Annotated in this window: 14 protein-coding genes; 1 reads left to right on the forward strand and 13 read right to left on the reverse strand. The window is 48.4% G+C overall.

Going from position 1 to position 16614, the window contains the following annotated elements; all coding sequences use genetic code 11:
• Window positions 1-219: 219 nt before the first annotated feature.
• The 3 genes from ACMHYW_RS10025 to ACMHYW_RS10035 all read right to left on the reverse strand — a co-directional run bounded on the left by ACMHYW_RS10025 (window position 220) and on the right by ACMHYW_RS10035 (window position 3131).
• On the reverse strand, window positions 220-1278 hold the full coding sequence (locus ACMHYW_RS10025; RefSeq protein ID WP_414499802.1) for a 2,3-butanediol dehydrogenase: 1059 nt from the start codon (window positions 1276-1278) through the stop codon (window positions 220-222).
• A 283-nt stretch (window positions 1279-1561) separates the two neighbouring features.
• Window positions 1562-2452, reverse strand: a complete 891-nt coding sequence (locus tag ACMHYW_RS10030; protein ID WP_027704713.1) for a glycosyltransferase family 2 protein — start codon at window positions 2450-2452, stop codon at window positions 1562-1564.
• 298 nt (window positions 2453-2750) lie between these two features.
• The gene (locus tag ACMHYW_RS10035; RefSeq protein WP_414499803.1) at window positions 2751-3131 is read right to left on the reverse strand and encodes a hypothetical protein; all 381 of its coding nucleotides are present in this window, start codon (window positions 3129-3131) and stop codon (window positions 2751-2753) included.
• Between the two features lie 684 nt (window positions 3132-3815).
• Between ACMHYW_RS10035 and ACMHYW_RS10040 the strand changes: the two genes are divergently transcribed.
• Window positions 3816-4385: a DUF1349 domain-containing protein gene (locus ACMHYW_RS10040; protein ID WP_414499804.1), complete on the forward strand. Its 570-nt coding sequence runs from the start codon at window positions 3816-3818 to the stop codon at window positions 4383-4385.
• Between the two features lie 317 nt (window positions 4386-4702).
• Here ACMHYW_RS10040 and ACMHYW_RS10045 read toward each other — a convergent pair whose 3' ends face one another.
• From ACMHYW_RS10045 to rfbC, 10 genes are all read right to left on the reverse strand, one after another.
• Window positions 4703-6337: an alpha-amylase family glycosyl hydrolase gene (locus tag ACMHYW_RS10045; protein ID WP_414499805.1), complete on the reverse strand. Its 1635-nt coding sequence runs from the start codon at window positions 6335-6337 to the stop codon at window positions 4703-4705.
• 452 nt (window positions 6338-6789) lie between these two features.
• Window positions 6790-8142 (reverse strand): UDP-glucose dehydrogenase family protein, encoded by a 1353-nt coding sequence (locus ACMHYW_RS10050; RefSeq protein ID WP_414499806.1) that lies wholly within the window; start codon window positions 8140-8142, stop codon window positions 6790-6792.
• Window positions 8143-8288: 146 nt separating this feature from the next.
• Window positions 8289-9527 carry an O-antigen ligase family protein gene (locus tag ACMHYW_RS10055; protein WP_414499807.1) on the reverse strand — a complete coding sequence of 413 codons (1239 nt, stop codon included), beginning with the start codon at window positions 9525-9527 and terminating at the stop codon, window positions 8289-8291.
• Between the two features lie 180 nt (window positions 9528-9707).
• Window positions 9708-11225 carry a hypothetical protein gene (locus tag ACMHYW_RS10060; RefSeq protein ID WP_414499808.1) on the reverse strand — a complete coding sequence of 506 codons (1518 nt, stop codon included), beginning with the start codon at window positions 11223-11225 and terminating at the stop codon, window positions 9708-9710.
• Window positions 11226-11293: 68 nt separating this feature from the next.
• Window positions 11294-12511 (reverse strand): DUF6056 family protein, encoded by a 1218-nt coding sequence (locus ACMHYW_RS10065; protein ID WP_414499809.1) that lies wholly within the window; start codon window positions 12509-12511, stop codon window positions 11294-11296.
• Entirely contained in the window at window positions 12508-13419 is a 912-nt protein-coding gene (locus tag ACMHYW_RS10070) for a glycosyltransferase family 2 protein (RefSeq protein ID WP_414499810.1), read from the reverse strand. The genes ACMHYW_RS10065 and ACMHYW_RS10070 overlap by 4 nt, the downstream gene beginning before the upstream one ends.
• Window positions 13416-13775 (reverse strand): GtrA family protein, encoded by a 360-nt coding sequence (locus ACMHYW_RS10075; protein WP_414499811.1) that lies wholly within the window; start codon window positions 13773-13775, stop codon window positions 13416-13418. The genes ACMHYW_RS10070 and ACMHYW_RS10075 overlap by 4 nt, the downstream gene beginning before the upstream one ends.
• A 38-nt stretch (window positions 13776-13813) precedes the next feature.
• A complete protein-coding gene (locus tag ACMHYW_RS10080) occupies window positions 13814-15187 on the reverse strand; it encodes an undecaprenyl-phosphate glucose phosphotransferase (RefSeq protein WP_414499812.1) in 1374 nt (457 codons plus the stop codon).
• A 1-nt stretch (window position 15188) separates the two neighbouring features.
• The gene (gene rfbD / locus ACMHYW_RS10085; protein WP_414499813.1) at window positions 15189-16067 is read right to left on the reverse strand and encodes a dTDP-4-dehydrorhamnose reductase; all 879 of its coding nucleotides are present in this window, start codon (window positions 16065-16067) and stop codon (window positions 15189-15191) included.
• The gene (rfbC, locus tag ACMHYW_RS10090) at window positions 16064-16612 is read right to left on the reverse strand and encodes a dTDP-4-dehydrorhamnose 3,5-epimerase (protein WP_414499814.1); all 549 of its coding nucleotides are present in this window, start codon (window positions 16610-16612) and stop codon (window positions 16064-16066) included. The genes rfbD and rfbC overlap by 4 nt, the downstream gene beginning before the upstream one ends.
• Between the last annotated feature and the right edge of the window lie 2 nt (window positions 16613-16614).

Here is a 16614-nt window from a genome sequence, read left to right on the forward strand (position 1 = left end):
TTAACTGCATGGAACTTGAAAACGGCGTATTAATATGGGCCAAGTTACCGATAAGGATACGCTAAGCATAGACCGTCCCGCAGTACAGAACGGCGACTTGGCGATGCTCTGAGCAGTGCATTATTTATGTGTCGATCAGAAACGAAAACGCCGCCCCTATACAGGAGCGGCGTAGCAACGGACAAGGCAGAAGGTGTTCCGGAAAAACACCTAACCGCATTATGCGTTGTGAGCAGAAACCAGGATTTTGACCTGATCTTTCTCGTTCAGCAGCGCGTGGAAGCCTTTTTCTACGACGTCGTTCAGCGCAACCTTATCGGTAACGAAGTCATCGACCTTGAAGTAGCCCTGAGCCATCAGGTTCAGAACGGCCGGGAAGACGTTGCAGTAAGCGAACACGCCGGTCATGCTGCGTTCTTTCAGCAGCAGAGCGTTCGGCTGGATCGGAGCCGGTTTAGTCCATACGCTGATGACGATCGCTTCACCGTGCATTTTGGTGCTGTCGATGGCCTGCTGCAGAACCGGAGCAACACCGGTAACTTCAAAGGCTACGTCGACACCGCCGTCGGTTTCTTCGATGATCAGGTCAACGATGTTGTCGACTTTGGCCGGGTTCAGAACGGTAGCGCCCAGTTTCTCAGCGCGTGCACAGCGTTCTTCAGACAGCTCGATCGCGTAGATCTTGTTAGCGCCAGCGGCTTTCAGAGATTCGATGGTCAGCAGACCGATCGGACCAGCACCGAAGACAGCAACGTTGTCGCCTGCTTTGAAGCGGCTACGACGAACAGCGTGGAATGCTACGGCCGCAGGCTCAACCAACGCGCCCTGTTCGTAGGAAACGTTTTCCGGCATGCGGTGCAGCATGTCGACCGGTACGCAAGCGTATTCGGAGAAGCCACCGCCCATACCTGACAGACCGTACAGACCCATGTCATCGCACAGGTTGTACAGGCCAACGCGGCCAGCACGGGATTTCGGGTTGAACATCAGCGGTTCGACAACGACGCGGTCGCCGACGTTCCAGCCTTCTACGCCTTCACCGATTTCGAGGATTTCACCTGCGAATTCGTGACCCAGCGTTACCGGCGCGGTTTCGCCAGTCAGCGGGTGCGGCTTGTCTGTCGGGATGAAAACAGGACCACCTTCGTATTCGTGAAGGTCAGTACCGCAGATACCACACCAGTGAACTTTCAGTTTCACACAGCCCGGTTTTGCTGTTGCTTCTTCGACTTCGTCAACACGAATGTCTTTTTGAGCATGCCACCTGAGTGCTTTCATGGTTTCAATCCCAACATTAAGAAGTAGATGTTTTACACGCGAATGCGTGTCCCAGAATTTGGCGCCCAGCATAAAAGGAAGCTGTACTAAAGGGAAAGACTAATTCTCTCTCACGCCGTGGCGAGTTGCCGCACTATCAGCGTCAACAATAGACAGCTCCTTTATCGGCTGTCGCCTTCCGTGCTTAACCATACCTTCGCAGTAGGCCAACCACTCACCTTTAGACGCTCGGATTTATATCAACAAACCGAGTGTTTACCAAAACGAAATCATACTAATTTACTTAGCCATGAGGGTGCGGCGTCATCACCTCAATCATCAGCGATGACGGCTCACTGGCGTGAACCCTAATGGCGTCGGCCTCTGCAGCCACGGCCTTCCACGCGTCGTTTTGCCGCTGCTGGATATCGCTCCATCCCTGCCAACGCTGCAACACGCGATGGCACCAGCGCATCAACGGCGAGAGATGGCGATGGGCGAACAGCGCTTGGGCTACCAGATGATGCCCTTCCAAACGTTGCTGACAACGCAGGCGTTCGCTGGCGACACTCTGTCTGCCATGCGGCACCAGTTCGGCCTGAGCTTCGAAGCGCACATGCCAGCCCGCCTGGTAGCAGCGCAGACCGTAATCCGCTCCCGCCCATTCCACGCTAGCGTCCATCTGTTCATCGAACAGGCCAATCTGCTCGGCCGCTTGGCGCCGCACGCTGAAGTTATGCTCACCCAAACGATTGGTGCGTCCACCTGCAAGGCAGTTGAACTGCCCCTTGAGCTGGCACGTACGCGACAGAGTGGGCACGCGAGACGACGCGGTTTCACTGGTAACGATGCGCCCTTGAACCGCCCCCATCTGCGCCTCTAGGTAACAGGCCATATGCTGATCGACAAAGTAAGGCCCGAAAGACACATGATCGGTGATGAAGATCAGCACGTCCCCCGTGGCATGCGTCAGGGCATGATTGTAGAGCGCCAGACGCGAGCGTTTGGGCAGCACCATATGACGGATGCGCGCCTGCTTGCGCTCCAGAAAATCTTCTGCGATCAGTGAACGGTTGTCGACGCTATCCAGCACCAGCACTTCGAGCTGGGCATAGCGCTGCGCCAGAGCGCATCTGAGGGTATTGACCAAGTGTGTGTCGCGACCACTGGCCGCCACGATCAGAGAGGCCTTCATGTTATCCGTCCTTGCTTGCGGAGAGACTGCGAACAGTACGCTACCACCGGTCACGCCCAGCTAGTGCTCAGGCGAACGGTCGGCAGCATACCGATACGTATCTACAAGTGGACAAGTGTGGCGTAACTCAAGAAGGACAAACGGCAGGAATAGCGCAGCGGAATAGCGCTTGTTCGCCTGACAGCGCGACGTTCGTCTTGGCAGCGGCATACCGCTGCGCCAAAGGGAGCGCTCAGATAACGCCCACCTTGAAAGCATTGACCAAGAGTGGCCATTGTCAGTGCAATGGCCGCGCCTATCAGTTGTCGATGGTCAATTCGATAGCGGTATCGTCGAGACACAGGTGAAGGTACTGCGCCAGCAGCTGGTGCTCATGACGTTCGGGCAAGGTCACCTCGATAGTGCCGTAACCCAACAGCTCTTGCCATTCCTCCGTTAGTGCCACCTGCATGTGGTGGCCCGCCAGCCGTACTGCCGTGAAGCTCCCCGTGACAGGGCGACCGGTCGCTTCAGTCTGCATCTCGATGCTCTGTTCACCCGGGATGCCTTCTTCACGCATCTGCATCAAGACGACAAAGTGCTCTGGCTCCTGATCGTCATCACTCAGCCCGATGATATCGACGCCGTTTTCACTGAAGCAGCTGACGCTGGTCGCTTCGAAACGATGGATGTCCTGCATAACTATGATTCCCTATTACGTAGATGGATCGCTGGCTAAGTAATACACGCTTTGGCCGCCAAACGATGGCACAAGCAACCCCATACAGCAGCGTTTTTCTTCTGTAGTGCATGCAGCACATGTAGTGCATGCAGCACAGCGATAACGTGTCGTGCACGGAGGCCCGACGCGTGCCGGAACGCGCGCCGCCACGGTCAGAACATTACTAGACAGCATCTGAACGGATGCGTTGCATGCCACGATCGCTGAGAACACAGGGAAATGGGCCAGCAGCACCAACAAGCCGGTCAAACGGCGTCGTATTCATTGCTCACATGGGCATATCCCTTACAACCTCGCCGGCATCGAATCGGGGGCGGGTCAACACCTCTTCATAATTGTACAAACGTACAATTTCGATCAGCATGAAATATGGGCACTCTGTCAGAGCGCTGTTGCGCCAAGAGAGCACAACGATCAGCCGGAAACGTGCCTCAAGCACTCCTCACCCGTGCCTGATGCGACACCACGGACGGCAACGTATGGGGCGGAGCTTGAGCAGTAGTCTGCTCAACCTATGATCGACAGCAGTGCAGCCATCGGTGCCAAAAGCACCGTGACGTGAACCATTTATGACGGCGTGATCGCCTCTGGCCATCGGTGCCGCCCCTTCAAGCCCATATGCAAAGAATCAAGGTGCCCCTCATGAAACGTTACCAATGGCTCAATGCGCCGCAGCAGTGGTCAGGCGATGAATCACATTTGCGCGTCATCACCGATGGCGCGACGGACTTCTGGCGTGAAACGTGGTACGGCTTTACACGCTTCAGCGGTCATTTCTATGGCACCGAAGTGAACGGGGACTTCACCTTTCAAGCCCATATCCAAGCTGACTTTCAGACACTGTATGACCAAGCCGGCATCATGCTGGTCGCTGATGAGACATGCTGGTTGAAGGCGGGTATCGAATACAACGACGGGCAGCCAGCGATCGGCAGCGTGCTGACACAAGGGCATTCGGATTGGACAACGGGGGTGTTTCCCGGAAATGCGCGCGATTTCTGGATGCGCCTGACGCGCCGCGGCGACAGCCTGCGCCTACAGTACTCGGCGGACGGCAAAGTGTGGCCATTGCTGCGCTTGTTCCATCTCAAGGCCCAGCACTGCCGCGTCGGCGTGATGTGCTGCACACCAGAGCGAGCCGGGCTAGCCGTCGACTTCAGTGAACTGACATTGACGCCGCCGCTGGATAAGGCCTTGCATGACCTAAGCTAACCGGCACCCCAAAAGTGAACTGACAGGAAAGGCAGCACATACGGCCCTGCCTTTCCTAAGCATTGCATATTGCGCCACCGATAAGACCTTTATGATGCACCGTTCCGATCCATCCGATAAATCCCCACGGCTCGCTTCATAACACCTCATTCCATAAAAAAGCGCCCTGCCCCCTATGGAAATACCATCGGTATCCCATCAAAGGCCGAGCGCCAAGCTAACTTACATCATGTCCGAAGTGACATGCCTGTTATCGTTATGAGGTGGCGTACTGATGGCGGTCATACGCCGCTCGCAGAACACCGTGCATTCGCAGATCATTCACTGTCGGTCGAATTATCCTCGTCGTCATCTTCATCGTCGTCGTCTTCCACCGCCCAGTCCTGATAAAGCCATACCGCCGCATTGGCTGGCAGGTCGTCAGTCACGTCGATATCCGGCAGGCTTTTGGCGATCACTTCACCCGCGGGCATTGGAGCCGCATCATCACCAAAGTTGATCGCGAGGCAGATGTTGCCATTGCGTGCCACGATCACATCGTCGCTGTCAGTGTCGATGAACGTGACGTCGCCCGCCGCCAGTCCCAGTTCCTGTCGTTTTTTGAACAGCACGCGGTACAGGCTCAGCATCGAGGTATCGGACTGCTGCTGCACATCGACGGCCAGTTCACGGTAGACCTGCGGCAGAGGCAGCCAAGCACGCGCGGCAGTGCTGAAGCCAAGATTCGGCTTGTCGGATGCCCACGGCATCGGCGAACGGCAACCATCGCGGTCCATATCGCGGCCCTGCAGGTCAGCATCAGTCAGCGTGGTGTGATCCGGCAATCCCAGTTCTTCACCGTAGTAGGTGCAGATGGCACCTGGCAGCCACATGGTCATCAGCGTCATGGCACGAGTACGGCGCGTGCCCAATTCTAGATCCGGCTGTTCATCCTCTGGGCCGATATCACTGCCTTTATTCTTCGGATCGGGGAAGCCCAGATAAGACACCTGGCGAATAAGGTCGTGGGAAGAGGACACCCATACCGAGGAAGAACCGTGTTCGCGAGTAGTGGTTACCCATGAATCGATGATGTCCTTGAACTCGTCTGCCTGCCACGGCGCTTCCTGATAGTCAAAGCAGAAGATCTGGTTCATGTGCGCCTTATCGACGAAGTTTTCCATGCCGGTTTCGGCATCGTCGAACACTTCACCGATCATGCAGCGCGGACCAAATTCTTCATCAAGCATCTTGCGCCACTCGGCATAGATCGGGAACAGATCCGGCAGATTGTCTTCCGCTTGTGTGGCCGTCAGCTCCGGTTTGATCAGCAGCGTGGGGGCATCGACACGCAGACCATCGACGCCTCGATTCATCCAAAAGCGCAGCGTGTTCTTGAACTCTTCACGCACCTCGGGATTGCGCCAGTTGAGGTCAGGCTGCTCTGCCGAGAACATATGCAGATACCACTGCGTATCGACCTTGGTCCACGGCTCGGTGGTCGTCCAGCCTCCCCAAGCATTCGGCGGCAGCTTACCGCCATCACGACCATCGACGAAGATATAGCGATTGCGTTCGGCACTGCCCGGCGCCGCTTTGAGTGCAGCCTGGAACCACGGGTGCTGCGAAGAGGTATGGTTGGGCACGATATCAATGAACACGCGCACATTGAGCGAATGAGCTTTGGCCACCATCGCATCGAAATCGTCCAACGTGCCGTAGGTCGGATCGACGTTGCGATAATCGGCAACGTCGTAGCCCATATCGGCCTGGGGAGACGGATAGAACGGCGTTAGCCAGATGGCATTAATCCCCAAATCCGCCAGGTACTGAAGGTGTTGGGTGATGCCCGCAATATCACCCACCCCGTCACCGTTCGAATCTGCGAAAGAACGCACGTAGATCTGGTATAGGTTCATATCCAACCACCACTCGGCGGACTGTTCTTTTGAAGTAATCACGTTCTGTAACATAGCAAGACCTTATTGTTATTATTTATACTTTGATGAATACGGATATAGAGACATGCCGTACTCAAATGGCCGGGCTATACTCACAGATGATCAAGTAATATTCATCTCAAGGGGATTGTAAATACGCGTTTCAACAATTATTACTTCATATCGTTATTTATCTAATGGATAATATTCAAAAAAATTGAAACGCATAGTCGCTTGATATAAAAAGAGATAATTTCATTCTGATACACAATATTACTAGCACAGAGAAGAATTGCACAAAGCATAACGATTATCGAATGGGCATGGATACACGCCCACCGTTAATTATGCGGGATGACAGATCTCTATTTATCGAAAGAGAATAAATATTTTACACTTGATAATAAAATACCCGCTCATGGTCACCATGAGCGGGTATTCATCCGTCAGTACCTTACGGCACTGAAGCAAACATCAGCCTACGGTCAGTGACCTTGCAGCGAGTCAGCGCGACCAACACCGTAGTACATCAGCCCCGCATCCTTGACTGCTTTCGGATCGAAGACATTGCGACCATCGACGATCACCGGGAAGCGCAGAGCAGCTTTGACGGCAACGAAGTCCACGCTGCGGAATTCAGTCCATTCGGTGCAGATAACCAACGCATCAGCACCTTGCAGGGCATCCATGCGGTCGTCGACCAACTGCAGGTCATCACGCTGGCCATAAATGCGCAGGCATTCGTCTTCTGCCACCGGATCGTAGCCACGCACGGTAGCACCGGCCTTCCAGAGCGCTTCCATCAGTACCCGGCTGGGCGCATCACGCATGTCATCGGTTTCCGGCTTGAACGACAGCCCCCAAACAGCGATCGTACGGCCTTTCAGGTCACCGTCCAGCGCATTGGAGAGCTTGGTGAACAGCGTCTGTTTCTGGCGCAGGTTGACCGCTTCTACCGCTTTCAGCAGCTCAGCGTCGTAACCGACTTCGCTGGCCGTGCGCGTCAGGGCCTGCACGTCTTTCGGGAAGCAGGAACCGCCATAGCCGCAGCCGGGATAGATGAAGTGGTAGCCAATGCGTGGATCAGAACCGATCCCTTGGCGTACCTGCTCGATATCGACATCCAGACGCTCAGCCAAGTTGGCGACTTCATTCATGAAGCTAATTTTGGTCGCAAGCATACTGTTGGCCGCGTACTTGGTCAGCTCCGCTGCACGCACGTCCATGAACATCAATTTATTGCGGATGCGGTTGTACGGTGCGTAGCATTCGCTCATCAGTTCGCGAACGCGCTCAGAACCCGTACCAACGACGATACGCGCGCCTTTGGAGAAATCTTCAATGGCCGCACCTTCCTTGAGAAACTCAGGGTTGGAGCACACATCGAACGCGGGACGATCCGCTTCGGACGGGAAGCGTTCGGCCAATACTGTGGCAACGGCATCACGAACTTTGTCGGCGGTTCCAACGGGCACCGTGGACTTGTCGATCAGCACCTTATAGCCGGTCATGTGCTGCCCAACCAAACGAGCGACGTTCAGTACGTACTGCAGATCAGCACTGCCGTCTTCATCGGGAGGCGTACCCACCGCAATGAACTGCAGCACACCAAATTCGACCGCTTTAGCAGGCTCAGTAGTGAAGAACAGACGCCCTGCCGCCACGTTGCGCGTTACGACGTCGTCTAGGCCCGGTTCATAGATCGGCACTTCGCCTTTTTGCAGGCGAGCAATCTTGTCCGGGTCGATGTCCATGCACATGACCTCATGGCCTGCGTCTGCCAGACATGCCCCCGTAACCAACCCCACATAGCCCACGCCGAAAACGGAAATTTTCATGGCTCATTCATCCTTGTGTTAAGCCGCACGAAGCGGCTTGCCCAGACAATATCAGTGCGGCTCCAGCCGCACCGAGAAATGTAAATCCTTGCATGCCGTCGCCCGATATTTATCAGACGAGAAAAAGACGTTACCGTTCTTGTAACCTACTTGGACGACGGGAGAAATCCGCTATTGGTCCAACGTAACTGGGCCTGTCGATAGCGCAGGCAAGCCCAGAACACCGCAATCGCGTAAGGGTACACCATGACCGCATCGTTATGAGTGAAAAGCACCTGTGACATCCCAAAATCCATAAAGCATACAGGGATCATCGCTCCCCCAAGGGCCAGCGAGCGAGTCGTCATGTCACGGCTTTTGCGGTAGCGCGAGAACAACGCGAGAGGTACGAGATAGACGCCCAGAAGCGCAAGGACACCAATACTGCCTCGCTTGGCGGCAGCGTCTAGGATTTCATTGTGGGCGGATTGTAGATCCTGCTCGATAACGCCCTGCCCGTAGCCAAACTTTTCATGAATCTCGTTGCGCATTTCCACGAACTGGTAGGACCCATAGCCAAAGATGGGACGATGGCCATACATATAATTGGCCATCCGCCACAGATCGAAGCGAGCCCCCAGCGACGTATTGTTTTCGCCATTCTTATAATGGTGGACATCAATGTAGATTTGATGAATGCGCCGAGCAACTCCGGTTTCAGGAATAGCAACAACAGCAGCACCACACATGCAGATACCGGTAATAAGCCCCACCCATTGGCTGCGTGTGAGGAAATTCGAGTAGTTGCGAATCAGCATAAGGAAGATCAACGGCGCACCAATCCAACCGCCGCGAGATCCTGACAACAGCGAAGCCCCTACCCCCATTGCCGCACCCAACGCAAAAGCCGTGATCCAGTAAGCACGACGCTTCTGTTCCTGCCCCCATGCGATACCCGCAAGGCACAGCACGCCCATCAGCATGGAAAGATCACCAAACTGGATGGGATAGAGGAAACCTTCTGCTCGATCCAACCCTAGCCAGATCTTCTGGTATACGGCAAGAACGCCTGCAGACACCGCACTCAGCACAACGCCTCTCCAGAGCCAAGTGACGCGCGGTGGGTAACGCAGCAAGATCAGCAGTACCGGGATCGCCAGCAGAAAGCGAGCAGGTTTATCAAGCTCGCGAGATTTAAGGTGGAACCAAAGAATTTCCGCGGCCAGAGCACAGAAGTAAGCGCCAAAAGCGGCCATCAACCAGCGGTCATGAGCATTGATTCTAAGCTTGAACGAGTTCGCTGAGCTGAGCCAAGAACGAGGCACCACCACTACCACAGACAGCAGCAGCAGTAGCGTCGGCCCCAGCGAGTAACCACCGGGAAAGGAAAGATTTATGGCGAACATCAAAAATACGATTAGGGTGGTGACCCAACGCCATCGACATGTAGATTCAGCCCTTACGGCCATGATAACTCCCATAACAAGCACATAAAGTATTTTCTTCTCTTCGAGCAAAAATCATCTGAAAACGTACTACAACAATAAAACCAATATGAATCATATACCATATTGGTTTTATCAAAATCACAAACCTAATCTTTTATTATAAACAAAGATAATATTGCTTCCATACTTAAGTATTTCATCTGGTTCTCCTAGCTGTTTTTTTATACCTAACAAGCAAGGCTCCATTGAGATACATCTTTCTCCGTCAAGCCCTGTAGAGATAGAAATAAACTGCCTATTTGGAGCCATTTGCAATTCTTTTTCATCAAGCCATTTCTTCATTGTTTGCACACGTGAGGAACGAAAATCTACTGTGCCATTGTCTTTTTCGAAAAAAACGGGGATTATATTTATATCTCCATTCGAGAGCCAAGTTACTGTATTTGACATTCCCCAGAAAGCGCCATAGCCATAACTTAAACCATGTGCTCTAAGGAATGTGATATAGTCTAAATTTTGCTTATATTGGTTATGAAGAGGACCTTTATTATTTGCATATGAGTTAATAGATGACAAAGCAAACAATAAAGAAATTATAATATAAAATATTTTAAACTTAGATGTCATATATAAACAACATATAATCAACGCCAGACAAGTTACATTAACAAAGAATCTTGCACTTATTTCACTAGCACTTGCGTAACTCAAAACAAAAGAAGAAACGACCCCAAGAACTGAAAACAGCGATATAATAACAAAGTCTATATATCGTTCATGTTTGTTTTTTATTACAACCAAAATAGAATGTAAAAAAACAGCCATCCAAACACAAAAAGACAAATATGCGGCTATTCCATTGTCTACAAAAAACAAATTCAAAGACTTTCCAATAAGCAATGGAAATATCTTTAAATTATCAAGCATTGTATGCACAGGAACTAGAGAAAAATGATGAACAGGCAAGCCTATTATTTTCTGAATAAATCCTTTCCAGCTTACGAAAAAGAAGACAGAAATAATTAACAAGTTATAGACATAAGATTTATCTCTTAAAAAGATATAAAAGAAATAAACAACTATCGGAATAAAATATGCTGCTAAAAACCAAGGATCAGACAAAGATGAAAGAGTTGCTATAACTGCTAAACAGCATGTTCTAAAAACACTAATTTTGCCTGGAGAGGTTACAATAATTAATAAGCATAGAAGTCCAAAGCAATTTGTAGAGTTGTGAGAAAATGGGTGTCCAATAAACCCAAATTTATAGCCAAATGCAGGAATTAGCGTAAGAAGGATTATTGCCATTGCACCATATGTTTTCTTTAAAAATGCGGTAACAATACCATAAGCTAAGAAAACAATAGAAATTGAAAAGATGGCTGTTGATATTTTTAAAGAGACAAGCCCACTATCTCCCAGAACGTAATACGTAATAAAATTAACCGGGTATACTGTAAAATACCAGTTATCAACTGTTGGCTGCCAACTATTTATTGCACCAACACCTGTATTTAATATTTCTTGCCATACAATCGGACTATTAGCCACATCGGGCTCTACAGGGAAATATCTAGATTCGAGCCAAATTGTAAAAAAGATCGAGATTGTTACTAATAACAAAAAGGTTACTTTTTTATGTAATTTAGTCATCACGTTAATCTCCAATAACAGTAACCAAAACCAATGAATTAACCAACCTGTTTATTGATAACAACATTTAATCAAGCCCTCTTGCTTAAATTTAAAAATCTTTTATTTTGAAGGAAAATATTTATAATTAAAAAAATCATAATCACATAATAAACAAAAAAGACCCTTTTGCCAGAAGCATATATAGTAGGAGATAGCCCCATAAAAACAATCGAAGCAGCAGAGCAAACAAAACAAATAACTATCACTAAAGAAGATTTATCGAAAGATCTGGATATAGATACCGCACATATAACAGAAATCAAATATAGAGTAGCTAAGAAGGCTCTCATCAGTGGAAGAAATGTTAGAACATCATTTTCATTCAAGCGTATAGCATCAGGAGATACAATCAGTGTCGCTAAAAAAACAACACTCCAAAAAATAGCAATACATTTCGCCCAAAAACTATTACATACTTTAATTAATGCTAGAGATGAGAGTAGTGGTACTACGCTATGTTTCGACACAAGCGCATCAACGTAGAGGTTGCATCCGAGAACCAACTTTCCAAACAACCCAATACTATTAAATCCTTCAAACCAGGCGGCAGTTTCTATATTATATCTAGCCATGTTCCCTGGGCATGTTGCTATTATAACAAGCACAATACATACCGACAGCAACGGCGGCAATAAAAATAAATACTTGCTGCCGGACAGTCTGAAATAAACAATACTTATAAGAATAGAGGAAAAATTAACTACTGCCATTTGCTCATTAAATGATGACAGAAAAACAAAAATGCATGACAAAATAACAAACAACCTACTATTACATAAAAAATACTTGTATAAACATAAATATGATATAGCAGCAAGCGCCACGGGCCACAAATAATTAAATGATCCAGTCATCCAAATAGCAGCTTCAAAAGAAACTGATTTAGGCATACCCCATAAGACTAAACCAAAAACAAGCACACTGGATATCAAGAGTTTTTTTAAGCCAAGGTTAAGATAATAGGTTATGCATAAAACAAGGGATGCAAACATAAATGAATTTATAAAAACCCATATTTTGAAATGAGTTATCAACAACACAAGAAAAAATTCAATAGGTATTCGAGATGTCCATTGAAAATAACGATCTTTCAACCAAACAAAAATATTAGATTGAGAGTCATGAACATTAGAAAACCAGACATCATCTGCCATATTAACGTAATGGCCATAACACAGTTTAAAAAAGAACATTAAATATATCAAAGAAAAAGCAATGACATATTTATTTCTATAAAAAAACTTCATTTTTTTCTCCTCATAATATATTTTGGCCTACCTTTGGTTTCTAAATATATTCTCCCTATATACTCTCCTAAGACACCAACCCCTATCAACTGAATCCCTCCTAAAAATAGAATGGAAACCAAAAGTGATGGGTACCCATGAACGGGATTTCCCCAAAGCAATGTATTAACAATCATCCATGCCCCATATATAAAAGCAACACTAGCCACTACCAATCCGATATAAGTCCAAATTTTCAAAGGAATTGTAGAAAAGCTGGTAATGCCTTCAATCGCTAGATTCCAAAGCTTCCAACCATTAAATTTAGAAACGCCTGATACACGTTCAGTACGCGAGTATTCAACTATCTCCGTTCTTCCCCCAACCCAAGAAAGAATGCCCTTCATGAATAAGTTACACTCGGGCATCAGCTTGATATTATCAACTACCTCCCGAGACATTAACCGGAAATCACCTACATTTTCTTCTATTTTCGGATTGCTAATCATATTGTGCAGGCGATAAAACCATTCAGCCGTCTTGCGCTTAAGACGTCCATCTGAACTACGATCTACCCGCTTGGCTAAAACAACATCGGCTCCAGCCTTCCATTTGCCAACCATTTCAGGAATAAGCTCAATAGGATCCTGTAAGTCAACATCAATAGGGATTACTGCCTCGCCTGTAGCGCGTTCCAATCCTGCAAAAAGAGCCGCTTCTTTTCCAAAATTACGAGTAAAGCTATACGCCTTAACCATTGGATCGCTAGCTTCTAAGGCATTTATAATATTTTCGGAGTTATCCTTGCTTCCATCATTGATGAACACTATCTCAATATCAAAATCAGATAACTCTTTTTTTACTGCACTGTAGAAGATAGGGATCGCCTCTTCTTCATTAAACACAGGCACCACTAAAGATATAGTCATCGTAATGTCCTAAAGACAAAAAATTTAGAATATATAAAACCCACAACCAGGCTAATTGCAGAGAATATTATCAATGTTAATATAGGGGGTATGGTAACAGCATCACTTATATAGCCTGTTGCCGCTGCCAATCCTCCCATAAAAGCAACATAAGCAATATAACGCCATGATGTCGCTTTTTGTTTGAAAGTAAAATATGCATTTGCCACGAAAGAAAAAGTAACCGCCACAGCAAATGCTATTATATTGGATACAAGCTGATTCATGCCGCAAAAGTGTAATATGAAAAATACGGCCCAATGAATAGCAGTATTAATTACTCCTACAGACAGATAGCGCGAAAACAGGTTCAGCATTTCATTCCTTAGCAAACATTATTGCTGCATAGCAATGTTTAAAATGCATTTCTATTTATAAAACCTTTGAATGCGGTTAGAAATACAATTTTTATATCCAGCATCAAAGACCAATTGCATATATACCAGATATCCATCTGTACACGTTTCTGCATTTTTTCTAAGGTATCGGTTTCACCACGATACCCTCGTACTTGAGCCCAACCGGTAATACCAGGTTTTACTTTATGTCGCTGCATGTACGACTCGACTAAGTCCTTATAATACTCATTATGGGCCAGAGCATGAGGGCGAGGCCCCACTACAGACATCCGTCCCTGCAGAACATTATAAAACTGTGGCAACTCGTCTAGAGACGTTCGCCTTAGGAAAGCACCTACTCGAGTAACACGGCTATCATTGCGTGAAGCTTGAGTTACCTGGCCATTCTGTTCTTTATGAACAACCATCGATCGAAACTTGTAGACCTTGAATTTACGTCCATTTATACCCGTGCGATACTGCTTAAATATTATAGGGCCTTTACTCTCTATCCGTATAGCGATGGCTATACACAAAAATACTGGAATACATATTATTAGTGCAATAATCGAGAGTACGATATCTTCGGCGCGTTTCCATAGTTTAGCGCTCCCTTTCATAGGGGTAACACTAAGATCTATGGCAACCATATCCAATACATTACTGATATGTTGGTTTATCAACGGTAGATCTGAAATTTCTGGAAAAAACCTTATTTCAGCTGTCTGGTGCCGAATAGAGTATAAGATCTCTTTTAGGTTTCCCCCCATTTCCAACGGCATGGCTAGCCATATCTCTTTGGCACCACTGACCATGATGTCGCCATTCAACCGTTGTTCATCTAATGACGCATTGGCTACTACTTCCGTCATGCCCACTAGATCATATTGACTACCCACCGCTGTATCCAGGTTATCCTTCATCTTGGATAAGGAGTCATCATCACCAATGATATAAACTTTCTGCTTATGTAAAGGAAGCGGAAAAAACCCGCATAACAAATGGAATACGATACGGCCTAGGCCGCACCCTAAAAATCCCATCATAATAACCATTACAAACCATAAGCGAGAAAATTTTTCAGCTACATGAGCAAAATAAACAATGGATGTAGATAGGAACGCCGCCATTCCCCATGCAAATATCAACGAGATAATAATACCAATAACACTCTTATCGCGATATTTACGATAGCTCCCTGTATAGGCATTGACGAATAAGACGAGCAACGCAATAGTACATATCGCAAGCCAATAGCGGTCATGCATCTCTTGATCGCCATAGACATGGTCATAAGCAAACAACCCCGCACATACTACACATACGAAGTCCAATACAGGCCCAATATAAGTGAAGAGGCCTAACATCCTTGGTCGTTTTATAAATTTCACGCTATTGCTCCACGGATGCCAGCATATCCCGCAGTTCATGCTGCCAAAGCACTCGATTTCGGCGGAAAGCATGCATTAATTTACAAACATCCATCACGGCATACTGAGGGCGTTTAGCTGGCAGCGGATAAGCCTCGGTGGGAATGGGATTTACCGTAGGCGCCTTGGCAAGAAGCCCTTGCAGAACAGCTTCATCAAAAATGGCGCAGGCAAACTCATACCAGCTGCAGGGTACGTCGTTGCAAAAATGATAAATTCCCCAGGGCAATGACTGCTCCTGTCTATAGCGCTCAGCCATGTCCCACAGCGTTAGCGCGATACTTCTGGCTGATGTCGGACATCCCTTCTGGTCATCAATGACGCCTAGCGCGTCACGCTCGCTACCCAGACGAAGCATCGTCTTGACGAAGTTATTACCGTGACGCCCGAACACCCAGCTCGTGCGCATGATGACATGTCTGTCCGTACGCTGAGCGAGCGCCTGTTCGCCAGCCAGCTTGCTGGCACCATAGACGCTCTGAGGGTTGCATGTATCCGTTTCCAGATACGGCGTGTCTTTCATACCATCGAAGACATAGTCCGTAGAGATGTGGAAGATCGGAATATCAAGCTCGGCTGCAGCCTTGCCCAGATAATCAACGCCAGTGGCATTGACGGCAAAAGCCGTATCTTGGTCGGATTCCGCCTTATCGACCGCCGTGTAGGCAGCCGCATTGATAATGAGACCAGGCTGTACACGGCGACAGGCTGCCATAACGGCAGCCTCGTCGGTAATGTCTAGTTCTTTGGAACCCAGTCCTGTAACGGCAGCCCACTCAGGCACGGCATGCATGAGTTCAAACCCGACCTGCCCTTTGGCACCGGTAATCAGTACTTTCATTTCTTGAGTCCTTCCAAGTACTGAGCGAGAGTCGGGTATTTTTCATCCTTTTCTGACAGGATCGGAGATGACGCTACCGGCCAAGGAATAGCGATTTCAGGATCGTTCCACAAAATCCCTCCTTCGTCTCCCGGAGCGTAATAGTCCGTGCACTTATACTGGAAATCCGCAACATCGCTCATCACGCAGAAACCATGCGCATAACCGGCCGGAATCCACAGCTGTTTCTGGTTCTCTTCCGTCAGTTCGACACCCACGAACTGTCCGCAGGTCGGAGAATCCGGATTGATGTCGACCGCTACGTCATAGACGGCGCCACGGCTGACGCGCACCAGTTTCCCCTGAGGATGCTTGACCTGGAAGTGAAGGCCACGCAGCACCCCTTTGCAGGAACGAGACTGATTGTCCTGTACGAAGTCGGGGCCAATGCCGACCTCCTGATAGCGCTGCTTCTGATAGGACTCGACAAAAAAGCCGCGCTGATCACCAAAGACTTTCGGTTCGACGATCAGTACCCCTGGCAGCTTCGTTTCAATGATATTCATTA

The sequence above is a fragment of the Zymobacter sp. IVIA_12111.31 C1 genome (assembly GCF_047495495.1).
Lineage (GTDB): Bacteria > Pseudomonadota > Gammaproteobacteria > Pseudomonadales > Halomonadaceae > Zymobacter.

Bases quoted from the DNA above. Each gene is read 5' to 3' on its own strand.
- ACMHYW_RS10025 (WP_414499802.1), bottom strand. From the start codon at position 1,278: ATGAAAGCACTCAGGTGGCATGCTCAAAAAGACATTCGTGTTGACGAA.
- ACMHYW_RS10030 (WP_027704713.1), bottom strand. From the start codon at position 2,452: ATGAAGGCCTCTCTGATCGTGGCGGCCAGTGGTCGCGACACACACTTG.
- ACMHYW_RS10035 (WP_414499803.1), bottom strand. From the start codon at position 3,131: ATGCAGGACATCCATCGTTTCGAAGCGACCAGCGTCAGCTGCTTCAGT.
- ACMHYW_RS10040 (WP_414499804.1), top strand. From the start codon at position 3,816: ATGAAACGTTACCAATGGCTCAATGCGCCGCAGCAGTGGTCAGGCGAT.
- ACMHYW_RS10045 (WP_414499805.1), bottom strand. From the start codon at position 6,337: ATGTTACAGAACGTGATTACTTCAAAAGAACAGTCCGCCGAGTGGTGG.
- ACMHYW_RS10050 (WP_414499806.1), bottom strand. From the start codon at position 8,142: ATGAAAATTTCCGTTTTCGGCGTGGGCTATGTGGGGTTGGTTACGGGG.
- ACMHYW_RS10055 (WP_414499807.1), bottom strand. From the start codon at position 9,527: ATGTTCGCCATAAATCTTTCCTTTCCCGGTGGTTACTCGCTGGGGCCG.
- ACMHYW_RS10065 (WP_414499809.1), bottom strand. From the start codon at position 12,511: ATGAAGTTTTTTTATAGAAATAAATATGTCATTGCTTTTTCTTTGATA.
- ACMHYW_RS10070 (WP_414499810.1), bottom strand. From the start codon at position 13,419: ATGACTATATCTTTAGTGGTGCCTGTGTTTAATGAAGAAGAGGCGATC.
- ACMHYW_RS10075 (WP_414499811.1), bottom strand. From the start codon at position 13,775: ATGCTGAACCTGTTTTCGCGCTATCTGTCTGTAGGAGTAATTAATACT.
- rfbD (WP_414499813.1), bottom strand. From the start codon at position 16,067: ATGAAAGTACTGATTACCGGTGCCAAAGGGCAGGTCGGGTTTGAACTC.
- rfbC (WP_414499814.1), bottom strand. From the start codon at position 16,612: ATGAATATCATTGAAACGAAGCTGCCAGGGGTACTGATCGTCGAACCG.